Genomic DNA, 14,023 nt, shown 5'->3' with positions numbered 1-14,023 from the left:
GTCGGCCTCTTCACACGAATTGCCAGGCGCATTTCAGACGCTTGACCGTCGCGGTGGGCTGAGGTCTTCTGAAGCAATGGCCCCAACTCCGCTGGGGGTCGCACCCACGCATGAGCTTGCTTTTTCGGACACTGCGATGAATGACTCGTTTTCAGACGGGAACCAGTTAGGAGGGCTCGCCGAGGAATTCCTCGACCGCCGCGCCCGCGGTGAACGTCCGACCGTCGCCGAATATGCGGATAAGTATCCGGAACTGGCCGATCAGATTCGTGCATTCTTCCCGGCATTGATGGTGGTTGAGGAACTCAAGCCGAGAGCTGATGACCTCACCAATTCGTTCGTCGTTGGTCTGCGACCAACCCGCGGACTCAGCATGGATCGTCTAGGCGATTTCCGCATCATTCGTGAGGTCGGTCGCGGTGGGATGGGGGTTGTCTATGAGGCGGAACAGGAATCATTGAGTCGCCGAGTGGCGCTGAAGGTCTTGGGATCGCCGTCACTGCTCGACCCGAAGCGATTGGCCCGGTTTCATCGCGAGGCCAAGGCGGCCGCGCGGCTGCATCATACGAATATTGTCCCGGTCTTTGGGGTCGGGGAAGTGGACGGAGTCCACTACTACGTCATGCAATTCATCCTGGGCGCGGGACTCGATGAAGTGCTCGACGATGTGAGGCGGCTGCAAGCCTCGAGGATGGGGCAGTCCGCATCACCACCGCCCCAGGAGCCCGTTGGTGGTCCATCGGCGAGCGCGGCACTCTCGCTCTTGGATGGGCGTCCTGGTTGGTTCGCGGAGCCTGACCAAAACAAAGCGACCGAGCCGCCGTTCCCTAACCCAGACTCCAGTGACCCATCGGTTGTCGCGGGACCAACCGCACTCTCGGTCGCGAGCGAAACGGGATCGAGTTATGCCCGCAGCATCGGCCGCATCGGTGCCCTCGTGGCCGAGGCGCTGGGGTACGCCCATGAGCAGGGGATCCTCCACCGGGACATCAAGCCCTCGAACATCCTGCTCGATAACCATGGTACGCCCTGGGTCACAGATTTTGGACTGGCCAAGGCTAAGGCGGACGAGGATCTGACCCATACCGGCGATATCGTCGGAACGATTCGCTACATGGCTCCCGAGCGGTTCCACGGCCATTGCGACGCCCTCTCCGATGTGTATGCGTTGGGGCTGACCTTGTACGAGCTCCTGGCTCGTGTCCCTGCGTTCGAGGGGGGCGATCGCAATAAGTTGATCCGGCAGGTCCACGTCGAGGAGCCGCTTCGCCTTCGAAAACGGGATCCGACAATCCCAAGGGACCTGGAAACGATCGTGCATAAGGCGATCGAGAAGGATCCCCTCCATCGGTATCCCTCAGCCGTTGCCCTGGCGGAGGACTTGCGCCGGTTCCTCGAGGATCGCCCGATTCTCGCGCGCCGCGCGAGCCTGACCGAGCGAACTCGTCGCTGGAGCCGGCGCAACCGCACGACTGCGGTGCTCGCGATCACGGCCGCGGCGGCCGTCCTGCTCGCCGCCGTGGTGGGCTGGACGGGGTACGTCATGACAACCCAGGCCCTCAAAGGAGAGCAAGCGCGTCGGACGGAGGCCGAAATCGCGACGCGACAAGCACGCGAGGCCACACAACGTGCGGAAGAGAACGTCGCGCTCTCGCTCGAGGTCTTTGAAGAACTGTTCGAGAAGCTCGCAGCCAACGACCGTTATCTCCTTCCTCCACCGCCGGGACTCCCTCACGTGCAGCACAAGACGAACCTGGGTCCTCCGCCCCCAGGCGAAGGGTTCGGCCGCCCTCTCGTGATTCAGCGACGGTCCAGTGGCGCATTCGATCGTCGGGCACTGTCGGACGACACTTCTCTTGGGCCACCTCGCCCGGGAGGGCCTCAGGAGGACAGCACATTGCTTGAGAGCGTGCTTATGTTCTATGACAGATTCGCCCAGCGCAATGCGACGAATCCAAGACTTCAGGGCGAAGCGGCGTGGGCCTACCGGAAGGTCGGGGCACTCTATTCCAGGCTAGGTCGCGATCAGGAGGCCGAGTCGGCCTACCAACGCGCGATCGACATGTTCGAGGAGTTGATCGTTCAATTCCCCGACGTACCTGAGTATCGCTCCAAGCTGGTCGAAACCTACATCATGGCCGACCCTTGGTCCGCACCTCCAACCGAACTTGAACGCCTCGAGAAACGATTCCGCAAGGCTCAGGTCCTGATCGATCAACTTGGTGACGAATCTCCCAAGAATCTGGGCTACATTCAGGAACGCGTGCACGTCTATGCCAAGCTCGGCGCCGTGCTGCAACGACGGAAGCAGTTTGACGCGGCTTCAGAATGTTATGAGCGAGCGATTTCCTTGGGAGGCTCGCTGATCCAGCTCTCCCAGAATTCCAGGCGTGCCCGCCTCGACCGTGCGTTCACTGAAGAGGCTCTGGCACTGCTCCAATTTCAACGAGGTCGCAATGAGGAGACTCGGCGACTCCTCAATGACGCGTTGGCTGACCTTCGAGTGCTCTCGGAGGGCGACTCGATGTTTTCACCCCCTCCCGAGTCGTTCGAGAATTTGGCTGAGGCGTTCACGATGCTGGGCGATACCGAGCGAGCCGAGGAAATCAACCGCTGGGCGGCAGTCGCTCGGGCTCGGCCGCGTGGTTTTCCGCCACGTCAGGGGCCCGGCTCCCGGCCTCCTTTCAGAAATTCCGCTCGATCCTCCACACCGAGTGAAGCGGAATCGCCTTGAAAGTCCGGTGGAACGAGGAAAGATCCGCCTGCATTCAAAGCAAAGGGGCTTTGAAGGTTTTCGCGATTTAACGACATCTCTTGCGTTGAATCTCACTTTCGCATCCGTTTATTCTAATTCAAGGAGATTAGCACGATGGGATCGTTGCCTTGGCGAACAGGCAGAGTTTTGGCCGTGAGCCTGACTCTGGCATTGACGATAGCCACAGCGAGTGCTCAGGGGCCCGGCGGCCAGGGCGGCCAGGGCGGCCAGGGCGGCCAGGGCGGCCAGGGCGGCCAAGGTGGCCAGGGCGGCTTTGGTGGCCCCGGTGGCTTCGGTGGCTTCGGTGGCTTCGGTGGCTTCGGTGGCCCCGGTGGCCCCGGTGGCCGTTCACTCATCATGTCCGAAGCGGTTCAGGAGGATCTTGGCCTCACTGCAAAGCAAGAGTCGCAGATCAAACGGCTGACCGCGTCGATGGCCGCGAAGCGACGCGAGCTTTTTGCTGATTCGGGCGACCAGGGAGGCGATCCGCGAGAGAGAATGTCGGCAATGTTCGACATGCAACGTGAGGTTGAAGCGACGATCACCAAGTCACTTACGAAGCGGCAGAAAGACCGGTTGGCCCAACTCGAACTCCAGCGTGAAGGACCATTGGCGCTTGCCCGCAAAGAGATTGCGGCCAAGGTCAAACTGACAACGGCGCAGAGTAAGAAGGTCAAAACCATTGTCGATGAAATGCGCTCGGAGATGGCCCGTTCCATGCCCCGACCGCCTGGCGGCGGCGGACCTCCGGGGGGTGGCGAGGGCGACCCGGCAGCGAACGGCAGGCAACGTGGTGGCCGAAATCGTGCACCTGGAGATGGGACTGCTCCTGACGGACCGAACTCTCGAGGAGGTCGGGCCCCCGGTGGCGAGGGAGTCGCGGACGCGACAGGGGAAACCAATTCGCCTGCGGGGAACGGAACACCGACCGGGAGAGGAGGAGAACCTGGTGGTGGACGGCCCCGTGGCGCAGGCGGACCTCAAGGCGGCCGCCCGAACTTCGACAGCCCTGAATTTCGAGCCCAGATTGCCAAGATGCGCGAAGCGCAAGAGAAAACACGCGCCGCGGCTACCGAGAAGATCGACGAGGTCCTCACCTCAACGCAAAAGACCGCCTACGAGAAACTGCTCGGCAAGCCGTTCGACTTCTCGAAGATCGCTCCCGGCGGCCCGGGCGGCCCCGGCGGTCCTGGAGGCCCTGGTGGCCCTGGTGGCCCCGGTGGTGGGCGACCACAAGGACCCTCCACGAATGAGCGCACACGCCCGGCGGAGGAGACTTGAGCTTTATCGTTTGTGACAGAATTTCCCTGAGGAGTTTTTGAATCATCGGTGAGAGGGATTATTGATGAGTCGTGAATATTCCGCTCAGAGTCGGCGTGCATTTCTTGGCGCGGTCACGGCGGGCGCTGCCTTTTTCACAACGCGTGGGCTGTTTGCCGAGCAACTCGCACTCACTCCATCTCGAACGGAAGGCCCGTTTTACCCGGATCGTCTCCCCCTGGACACAGACAATGATTTGATCATCGTCAATGATGGGATTACACCTGCGGTAGGGGAGATCACCCACCTCACCGGTCGTATCCTTGATGCGACCGGCTCTCCGATTCGCAACGCGACGATCGAGATCTGGCAGTGCGACGCAAACCAGGTCTATTTGCACACGGCCGATAGTGACGGCAAGAAGGATCAGCAAGACAGGAACTTCCAGGGTTTCGGCCGGTTCACGACCGGGTCGACCGGAGAATACTACTTCCGGACAATCAAGCCAGTTCCGTACCCCGGTCGGCCTGCGCCCCACATCCATCTCATGGTCAAGAAGGGGGGCCGGGAGATTCTGACCACCCAACTGAACATCGCCGGCCATCCAGGGAATGAGGTCGATGGTGTGGTGCGCGGGGGAATCGGAGTCTTTGATCGTGAACTACTGATGGTCGATTTTAAACCAATCAAGGATTCCAAGATTGGAGAATTGGCCGCTCACTTCGACATGGTCATCGGCCAGACTCCCGACGAGAAGTCGTTTCGGCCGAGACCGGTCACGTCCCGTTGACGGCGAGACCTTGCGGACTTCAACTCACCATCAGGCAGGAGCAAAGAACATAGATGCGAGCACAATTCTGGAAGTCTTCAGCGATAGGGCTATTGGTTGTGGCCTCGGCGTCGATTGCGACAGCGCAAGGCCCTGGCCATGGTCGAGAGGGGGCACCAGGTGTGGGCAACACCGACGACCTTGTGGCCCGGATGTTGGTATTTGACAAGGACAAGGATGGGGTGCTCACGAAGCCCGAAGTCACCGATGAGCGGTTGCACCGACTCTTCGACCGGGCGGATGGAGACAAGGATGGCTCCGTCACCAAAGAAGAACTCGCCACCCTGGCGAGCAAGGAACCGGCCGGCGGTTTCGGTGGCCCCCCCGGCGGCGGGCCAGGTGGATTCATGAGGGGAGGTATGCGCCCGGGTGATGTCCTCCCCCCCATGCTCCAGGACCGGCTAGAACTCTCCGCCGACCAGAAGAAGCAAGTCGCTGACCTTCAAAAAGAGGTCGATGCCTCACTCGCAAAGATTCTGAATGACGAACAGAAGGCTCTGCTCAAGCAAATTCGCGAACGTGGCCCTGGCGGTCCTGGCGGTCCCGGCGGCCCCGGCGGTCGCGGTGGGCTTGGCCGGCCTCGCCCTCCCGTCGACCGACCTCAGTAACGGGGAACGCATAAGCTGGCGTTGCCTGAATTGAGCGTCTCTGCCTCAGAGTGGGCCGACAGGATTGTCCGATTCCGAGGCGTTTCAGGCCCTCGAAATTGCGACAACCTGTCGGACTCCTTACCGCGTTGACTTGAGCGGTAGGTTTCAGGTCATCGCTGGGTCGACTCGACGTAACGTTATGATTTGCTCATCAAGCGAATTGTCTGAGCCAGTTTCACCCTCCCTGGATTTGGGCCTTCACAAGGGCTGGCTCGTTTGACACCGTGACAACGGCACAGGCTTGACGGACCCGGGTGGAAAGCCCGGTAACGTGGCGACAGTGTCTAATTCGCGACGGGTTTACCTTTGCCGAATCGAGCGAACGATTCGGCAAAGTCGAAGACATAAATATGTTTAATGTATTAAAAATATTATTAATGTTTGTTTGCTGAAATCATCCTCTTGGTGTCACGGGTTGGAATGAGCTCGCGAGCAGAAGCTCGTGGTGTTGAGTTACCACCTCATTCCAACCCGAGGCGCCCAGCAGCCTACCTCGGGCCGCGGTTTGCGAGCAGGAAATCAAGGGAGTCCGTGTCCGGCGGCCTCGAGGCGCATTGGTTCGATACCATCGACCGGGGTCTGAGTTTCACCTGCCTTGGCTTGAACGACCGGCCCTTTTCCGAACAGGAGATAGAGGACAGGAAGCGCGAGCATGGTCAGGAACGTATCACAGGCCATCCCGAAAAAGACGACGGTGGCGAGCGGACGCTGCACCTCGGCGCCGACTCCTGTCGAGAGCATCATTGGGAAAAAGCCGAGGGCGGCGACCGCTCCGGTCATCAGTACCGGGCGGAGTCGGGCGAGCCGCGCTTGTTCGATGGCTTCGCGTTTCGAGACGCCGTGTGCCATGCGGTCTCGGATATAACTGACCAGGATCAGGCCCTCCAGCATCGATGCCCCGGCGAGCGCCACGAAGCCGACGCCCGCTGAGATCGTGAATGGCATCCCACGGATCCAGAGACCCAGCACACCGCCCACTCGCGCGAAGAGAACGCCACTGAAGATCATCAGAGCGTCGCGAAGCGAATGGAAGGTCAGGTACAACAGGCTGAGGACGAGCGCCAGTGCCAGCGGAACGACGATCAACAGCCGTTGTTCGGCGCGGCGCATGTTCTCGAACTGGCCGCCCCATTCGAGATGGTATCCGGTGGGTAGACTGACTTCCCGTTCGATGCGTTGTTGGGCTTCCTCCACGAACGAACCGATGTCGCGCCCACGCACGTTCGACTGGACGACGATTCTCCGCTGCCCCCACTCACGCTGGATGGTCGATGGGCCGGTCGTCTCCACCACGCTGGCAAGCCGGGTCAGCGGAAGTCGTTGGCCCGCGGACGTTTCAATCATGATCTTTTCAAGTGAGCGCGGATCGTCCCGATAGGACATGGGCAGGCGGACGACCAGGGGGAACCGCCGGTCGTGTTCGAGGATCGCGCCAACCTGGATTCCCCCCGCGGCCTTGATGGTATCGAGGACCTGCCGCGCTGGGATTCCGTGCCGAGCCAGCGCATCGCGGTTCACCTCGACCCGGAGAACAGGCAGTCCCGTGACCTGCTCGGTGCTGACGTCCGCGGCGCCTTGGATCTGCTTGACGACGCGTTCGATCTCGGCTCCTTTATCTTTGAGCACCTCAAGATCTTCGCCGAACAGCTTGATCCCCAGGTCGGCCCGGATCCCGGCGACCATTTCATTGAGCCGTAACTCGATCGGTTGGCTATAAACGGCTCTCATGCCCGGCAGTGTCTCGGTGAGCTTGGCCATCGCCTCGACGAGTTGCTCCTGCGATTTCGCCTGCTTCCATTGGGTACGCGGCTTGAGCGTGATGTAGACGTCCGAGACCTCAAACCCCATCGGGTCGGTCGCGACTTCGGCGGTTCCGGTGCGGCTCCAGATCTGATCGATCTCGTCTGGGAACGATTCTTTCAGGAGATTCTCGATCCTGGTGCCATATTCGAGCGACTCTTCCAGACTCACGCTGGCCAGTCGGATCGTATTGATGACGATCGTTCCTTCATTGAGCCGAGGCACAAATTCCGAGCCAAGAGTGAGGCCAAGGATCGTTGTACCGACCGTGATCGATCCAACGAGCCCGAGTGTCGTCCAGGGGAATCGGAGCCCAAGTTTCAGCAGCGGCTGGAAGAGTCGGTGAGCGATCCGATCGACCCAGGTCTCTCGATCCCTCATCTGACGCGGAAGTCCTAGCGAAGCCAGGACGGGCATCAGAGTCAGCGACAGGACCATCGACCCGGCCAGGGCGAAGACGACCGTGAGGGCCATCGGCCGGAACAGCTTCCCTTCGATTCCTTGCAAGGTGAGAACAGGCAAGTAGACAATCATGATGATCAGCTCACCGAACATCGTCGGCTTCCTGACCTCGACGGCCGCCTCGCGGATGACCTCGAGCTTCGAGCGGTTCGACCGGTCGAGCGTCAGGTGCCGGACGCAGTTCTCGACCATCACCACCGAACTGTCGACGACGAGTCCGAAGTCGATCGCCCCCAGGCTCATCAAGCTCCCGGCGATGCCGACACGTTCCATCATCGTCACGGCGAAGAGCATCGAAAGCGGAATGGCCGAGGCCACGATCAGCCCGGCACGGACGTTACCCAGAAAGGCGAACAGGACGGCGATGACCAGCAGCGCCCCCTCGAACAGATTTCGCTCGACGGTCTTGAGAACCTGGTCGACCAGATGGGTCCGCTCATAAACAGGGCTGATTTCAACGCCGTTCGGGAGCGCGGACTTGACCTCTTCCATGGCTTTATGCAGAGCCATTGTGACGAGGCGCGAGTTCTCTCCCATCCGCATGAAGGCGAGCCCAAGGACTACCTCTCCTTTGCCATTCGCGGTGGCCCCCCCGCGCCTGATCCGGTGGCCCAGTGCGACCTCACCCAGATCGCCGATCCGGATCGGCACTCCGTCGCGGGCCGTGATCACGATCTTGGCAATCTCTTCGAGCGATCGGGCGCGACCGACACCTTGAACCAGGGTCGACTCGCCTGCTCGCAAGATGTACCCGCCACCGACGTTTTTGTTATTCTCCTCGAGCGCCTGAATCACCTCGTCGAGCGAGAGGCCGTACTTGGCGAGTTTGATCGGATCAACGCGCACCTCGAACTGCTTGGCGAGGCCGCCCCACGGGTTCACTTCCGCAACCCCCGGCACGCGCATCAAGCGAGGGCGAACCACCCAATCCTGAATCGACCTGAGCTCGGCGAGGTCATACTCCGGGTTCTCGCTGGTGAGGATGTAGTGGAAGACCTCGCCAAGACCGGTGGCGACGGGACCCATCGTGGGACGTTCGATATCGTTGGGAAGCTGGACCTCGCCCAGCCGCTCGTTGATCTGCTGGCGGGCGAAGTAGATGTCGATCCCGTCCTCGAAGATGGCCACGACCTGGGAGAGGCCAAATTTCGAGATTGAACGCACTTCCTCGAGCCCCTTCAGCCCACCGAGTGCCAGCTCGACAGGGAAAGTGATCTGGCGTTCGATTTCTTCGGGAGCTAACTCCGGTGCCGTTGTGTTGATCTGGACCTGGACCGGAGTGGTGTCGGGGAATGCGTCCAGCGGTAAATAGACCGCGGCTCGAATTCCGAGGACAATCAGCACGCCTCCCAGCAGGAGCACGACGAACCGATTCTTCAGACTGAAATCAATCAGCGCATTCAGCATCACGGCGTCCTTTCCCTGATCGGCGGAGTTATTCGCAGCAACCCGCGCCGATTGCGCCGCGCATGATCTCGGTTTTGAGGAGGAAGGCCCCCTTGGTAACGACTCGCTCCCCTGGTTTCAGCCCCCAGGCGACCTCGACGACGTCGTTCCGATCGGTTGGTTTGGTGACGACCCGCTGGGCGCGATACTCTCCCGGCTGAGCGAGAGGGAGGAAGACCAGGTCGGTGCCGTCCTTGCGCTGAACGGCCGCCTTGGGAACAACTGTGGCTTTGTGCTCGGAGCCGATTTGAATGTCGGCTTCGCCAAATTGATTGGCCCGAAGTCGACCGTTCGGGTTTGCCAGCTCCGCGCGGATCCGTGAGGTGCGAGTCTTGTCGCTGACTTCGGTCCCCACCCAGGTCACTTCACCCAGGAAGGCATGACCTTGCCCGTTCGGATCGGCACCCGAGATGGTGAACGAGACCGATTGCCCGGGAGCAATCAAGGCAATATCACGTTCGTAAACGTCGATCCAGAGCCACATCCGTGAGGTATCGGCCACGGCGAAGAGCTGGCTGGTCGCCTGCACGGCCTCTCCCTTGACTGCGTGGCGGAGGACAAGGACCCCGTCGATCGGAGCGACGACGTCCAGCAGGTTGCTGGTGTCCTTGTTCTTGATGATCGCGGCGAGCTGGTCGTTGTCGAACCCGAGGTTCCGAAGCTTCTGCTCGGCGTCCATCGCGCTGGCCTGCGCTTGGTTGAGGGCCGTCATCACCTCGAGTTCAGCTCGGGCCGGGACGGCACCCGACTGCGTGAGCGACTTCGTTCGATCCGCCGTGGCTTGAGCCAGGCGGACGGCCGAATGAGCCGAGAGGAGCTGGCTCTTGGCTGCGCTGACTTCGGCCGAGTTGACGACGGCCAGCACGTCGCCCCTCTGCACGGACTGACCGAGGTCGGCGCGGATCTCGGAAAGGAATCCAACGACGCGCGGGCTGATCTCGGCGTACCGATTCGCGTCGTAGGCGGTTTCTGCATTCGCGCCTAAGCGGTGCGCATGAACTTCCTCCGTGACCAGAGCGGTCTGAATCCCGACCTGGCGGACGAGCTTGGGGGTAGAAAGCTTGACAATCGGCAAGGGCTGCCGGCAAGGCTCGGGGATTTCCCCCGCGGCGAGTGGCCCGATCTTTCTCGGGTTCTTGGCGCACTCGGCGCACAGCGCCTCGGGCTTGTTGTGCAAGCCGCACCAGCCGTCATCGGGGAGAGCGGCCGAGGTCGTCGCACTCTTTCCGCACTCGACACAGAAGCTCGCAGGCAGACCATGTCCCTTCGGACACATCTCGATATTGTAAGCCTTCTCAACGTCGGGGTGGCATTTGGTGCAAATCTCTTCGGGGATGTTGCCATGCTGCTTGCAGAGCGGCAGCGTTTTGATCAACTCCTCGTGGCAGAGGGTGCAGAACTTTTCGGGAACACCATGCTCTTTACAATAGAGCCCTGCATCGGTCGATGAGTGACTCGCTTCATTTCCATGCGCGTGGCCTTCATGCGCGTCGCCTTCCTCATGCTTTGGGCCGAGATGGGCCCAATGAGGGATCCAACTTGGGCGAGCCAGGCCCACTCCGATGATTCCCAGCGCAACCAGGGGCGCAAGCGCGATCACAATCAATATCGTTCGCTTCATGAGTCGATCCTCGTCTCAAGTGTCGAGATTCACTCACTCATCGCGCGCTTCGCAGGCGCAACCTGCCCGGCGAGAGTGAAAACCAGATGACGTGAGGGTCCGATGGCCCAGGCGGCGGGCCGGCGGTCGAGGGGCTGCGCAACGAAATCGCTGCGCCGAAAAGGCGACTCAGCAGCGGTAATTTTGGAGAAATGAGCGAACGGCGAGGGCATTGCCCCAATCGGCCAGACCGGTCGAGGACCGTTCTCTGGCTTGGTGGGAGAGGGTGTTCAGAGAGAGAGGAAAGAGCAAGCCAACCAGGATCGAGTGGTTGAAAGTCTCGGCCCCGAAGAAGCGGACGTGGCCCCCTTGAACGGCTCCCTGGCAGATGCAGTTGTCCCCTTCTTCGGGACATTGGTCAGGCGCAGAAGAGTCGTGCGACGAATTCTCCGCGACATCGTGACGGTGCGCACCCTGACCGAACTCGGCCGCCCCGCAGAGGAGTGGGCAGAGGGTGATGAGGATGGCCAGGAAAGTCGCCAGTATCGATCGCACTCGTTTAGAAATCTCTCGTGGCCGCGCGAGACCAATTACTTACAGCATAGGGGTACAGCGTCCCAGGTCAAGGGATCCTCAGCTTTGATCCCACGGACGACGAGATGCTGTCATTCACTCTTCTCCTCATCGGGTGGATTTCCACCAATCTGAAATGCGAATCATTTTATTTAAACCGTCGCGCGGAGGGCGTTGCCAGGGCTGACAACTGTCGGGCCTGGATGCTCGGGGAGGCGAAGGGTGAAGCACGTGGCGCGTTCCGAATATCCCGTGATGCTGAGCGTGCCGTGGAGTGCCAGCGCAATTCGTCGGGCGACCGTGAGACCGAGGCCACTGCCTGGGAGGCCGTCATGTCGGGCGCCCTCCGCGCGGAAGAACGGGTCGAAGATGTGGGCCGCCTCTTCAGGATTGAGTCCACGGCCCCGATCTTCAACGTCCAGGACGACCGAGCCTCCCTCACGTTTCCCTCTCACAACGATCGGGGTTCCGGCCTCACTGTACTTGCAGGCGTTATCGAGCAGGTTGTCGAGTAGCTGGGCAAGCATCGGTGCATGGACGCGCACCGGCAACGCGTCGGCGCGGATGTCGAGCTGGAAGTCGGCCGTGCGCGGGTGGTCGGACCAGCGTTCCAGATGGTTGGGCAGCCACTTGGCGAGGTCGAGATCGTGGAGCAAGAGGCTCGGTCCATCAGGCTGTGCGAGGAAGAGGAGGGTTTCCACGATGACCCGAAGCCGCATCCCTTCCTCGAGGACCCGATCGAGCACCTGCCGGTATTCTTCGACGGGTCGTTCCCGCCGCTGGGCAAGCTGGACTTGGCCGAGAAGTGCGGCGAGAGGCGTACGGAGTTGGTGAGAGGCGTCCCCGGCAAAGCGCTGCTGCTTGTCAAACGCCTCATTGAGCCGGTCGAGCAGCCCGTTGAACGCATGCCCGAGGGCGTCGAGTTCGTCTCCAGTTCGCGGGGTTGGTACCCGTCGCCCCAGGTCCGTGGCCGACATCGTGCTGACGGCTTCCGCCATCCGGGTCAACGGTGCGAGGGCCCGGCGCGCAAGGAGGCGTCCGCCTGCGAGGGCGAGGAGCCAGATTCCCATCGACAGGAGGATCAACGTCGCTCCTAACCGGTTGAGCGTTGCCTTGACCGGCCCTGGTTTCAAGCCGGCGACGAGGACCAGCACCGGATACTGAATTTCAAAGCCAGGCTCATCGTCGGGATGACCTCGACCCAGACGGAGCAGCGCTTTCAGCGGCATCCGCCGCCCCGCGATCCGCCAACCGGCGACGTTGTCGATGACGGTGCCGTCAGGAGGGTGGGTGGGCCAGACGCGTGCCTCCCAGCCAGCGGGAAATCCTCCGCTGCCGGCGTTTGCCGATCGATCGACGAGACTTCCCTCGCCATCCCGAACCGCCCATCGCACCTCGTCCTGGCCAAGATCGAGGCCCAGTGCGATGCGGCGGTCCGTCGGCTCCCATTCCAGTCCGCCGGGCTCGATGTCGACGGAGGCTTCGAGGGTGTCGAGCGCTCGCTCCAGCCGCTCGTCGATCTCGCGATAGAGATGGCTGTGCGCCACGAGGTAAACGGTCGCCGAAAAACCCGCCAAAACGAGCGCCAGGGCGGTCAGGAAAAAGGCGGAGAACCGGGTAACCAGCCTCACGATTTCGCTCCGGGGAGGCCCTGGGGCGAGTTGCCGAGGATGTAGCCCCGACCGCGGAGCGTATGGATGACGCGGGGGCCATGGGCTTCAAGCTTGCGTCTCAGCTCCATGACGTGAACCTCCAAGGTCTTCGAGACCCCGTCATGGCGATCGTCCCAGACGTGTTCGTAGAGCCGGGTGCGCGAGAGCACCTGTTCGGGGTGCCGGAGGAAATAGACGAGGAGGCTCTGTTCTCGGGCGGTCAGGTCGAGCGGGTGGCCGGCGCGTTCCGCCCGTTGCGTGGCGAGATCCACAGTCAGCTCGCTCCAGGAGACTACCGTGCTACTCCCCGTTTCGCGGCGGCGAATCAAGGCGCGGATCCGGGCCAAAAGCTCGTCGTAGTCGAACGGTTTGCAGAGATAATCGTCGGCGCCACTGTCCAGCCCCTGAACGCGGTGCTCGACCTGGTCGCGTGCCGTCAGAAAGAGGACCGGAGTGTTCCGGTCGACCTGGCGGAAGCGTTGGAGCAGTGTCAAGCCGTCCTGGCCAGGCAGCCACCAGTCGAGGAGGACGAGGTCCCACGCACCGGTCCGTAACGCCTGCCAGGCACTCAGGCCGTCCGCGGCGAGCTCAACGAGGAACCCTTCTTCACGTAGGCCGCGAACCAGGAAGTCGGAGATGTTGGTTTCGTCCTCGATGACGAGGATGCGAATGCTCATGTCGTTCTCTTTGCCCCCGTCCCCGCCCGGCCTCGAATCCCAAAAAATGCGGATCCGATCACGCCCCGATTTGGTTGATTTCGAGCGTGAGACGCGACCCCAAAACCGAGGGATTTGGCCGGACTCTCTTTCCAGGATGACCGTCAGCCGTTCGTTGGGCTATTGAGTTAAAGGTAAGGTGGAATTTACTTTCCGTTAATTGCGAGCTTACCGGGCATGTCATAAGATGACACATCGTGAAGAGTGTGTCGGGCGATTCATTGAGATCGCCTGGCTCGAAAGTTTTCCAGCCGAGTTTCACACCGCTTCCGATCACTCT

At 61.4% G+C, this 14,023-nt stretch carries 9 protein-coding genes; 4 read left to right on the top strand and 5 right to left on the bottom strand.

Annotated elements, in window-relative coordinates; genetic code table 11:
• The first annotated feature begins 136 nt into the window (after nt 1-136).
• The 4 genes from V5E97_RS35500 (at nt 137) to V5E97_RS35485 (ending at nt 5,452) form a co-directional block, all read left to right on the top strand.
• On the top strand, nt 137-2,734 hold the full coding sequence (locus V5E97_RS35500; RefSeq protein ID WP_406696263.1) for a protein kinase domain-containing protein: 2,598 nt from the start codon (nt 137-139) through the stop codon (nt 2,732-2,734).
• Nucleotides 2,735-2,908: 174 nt separating this feature from the next.
• Nucleotides 2,909-4,036, top strand: a complete 1,128-nt coding sequence (locus tag V5E97_RS35495; protein WP_406696262.1) for a hypothetical protein — start codon at nt 2,909-2,911, stop codon at nt 4,034-4,036.
• A 64-nt stretch (nt 4,037-4,100) separates the two neighbouring features.
• Nucleotides 4,101-4,805 (top strand): dioxygenase family protein, encoded by a 705-nt coding sequence (locus tag V5E97_RS35490; protein WP_406696261.1) that lies wholly within the window; start codon nt 4,101-4,103, stop codon nt 4,803-4,805.
• Nucleotides 4,806-4,966: 161 nt separating this feature from the next.
• Nucleotides 4,967-5,452, top strand: coding sequence for an EF-hand domain-containing protein (locus V5E97_RS35485; protein ID WP_406696260.1), 486 nt, complete (start codon nt 4,967-4,969; stop codon nt 5,450-5,452).
• Nucleotides 5,453-6,013: 561 nt separating this feature from the next.
• Here V5E97_RS35485 and V5E97_RS35480 read toward each other — a convergent pair.
• From V5E97_RS35480 to V5E97_RS35460, 5 genes are all read right to left on the bottom strand, one after another.
• On the bottom strand, nt 6,014-9,163 hold the full coding sequence (locus V5E97_RS35480; protein ID WP_406696259.1) for an efflux RND transporter permease subunit: 3,150 nt from the start codon (nt 9,161-9,163) through the stop codon (nt 6,014-6,016).
• A gap of 28 nt (nt 9,164-9,191) precedes the next feature.
• Complete coding sequence (locus V5E97_RS35475) at nt 9,192-10,823, bottom strand: efflux RND transporter periplasmic adaptor subunit (RefSeq protein WP_406696258.1); 1,632 nt, start codon at nt 10,821-10,823, stop codon at nt 9,192-9,194.
• A gap of 168 nt (nt 10,824-10,991) precedes the next feature.
• A complete protein-coding gene (locus V5E97_RS35470) occupies nt 10,992-11,357 on the bottom strand; it encodes a hypothetical protein (RefSeq protein ID WP_406696257.1) in 366 nt (121 codons plus the stop codon).
• A gap of 170 nt (nt 11,358-11,527) precedes the next feature.
• A complete protein-coding gene (locus V5E97_RS35465; protein ID WP_406696256.1) occupies nt 11,528-13,006 on the bottom strand; it encodes an ATP-binding protein in 1,479 nt (492 codons plus the stop codon).
• Entirely contained in the window at nt 13,003-13,704 is a 702-nt protein-coding gene (locus tag V5E97_RS35460; RefSeq protein ID WP_406696255.1) for a response regulator transcription factor, read from the bottom strand. Before V5E97_RS35460 ends, V5E97_RS35465 begins: the two co-directional genes overlap by 4 nt.
• Nucleotides 13,705-14,023 lie beyond the last annotated feature (319 nt).

It is taken from the genome of Singulisphaera photorubra (assembly GCF_045290345.1).
Taxonomy (GTDB): domain Bacteria; phylum Planctomycetota; class Planctomycetia; order Isosphaerales; family Isosphaeraceae; genus Singulisphaera.
Note: the sequence above shows the minus strand (reverse complement) of the source record. Positions and strands in the feature narration are given on the sequence as shown.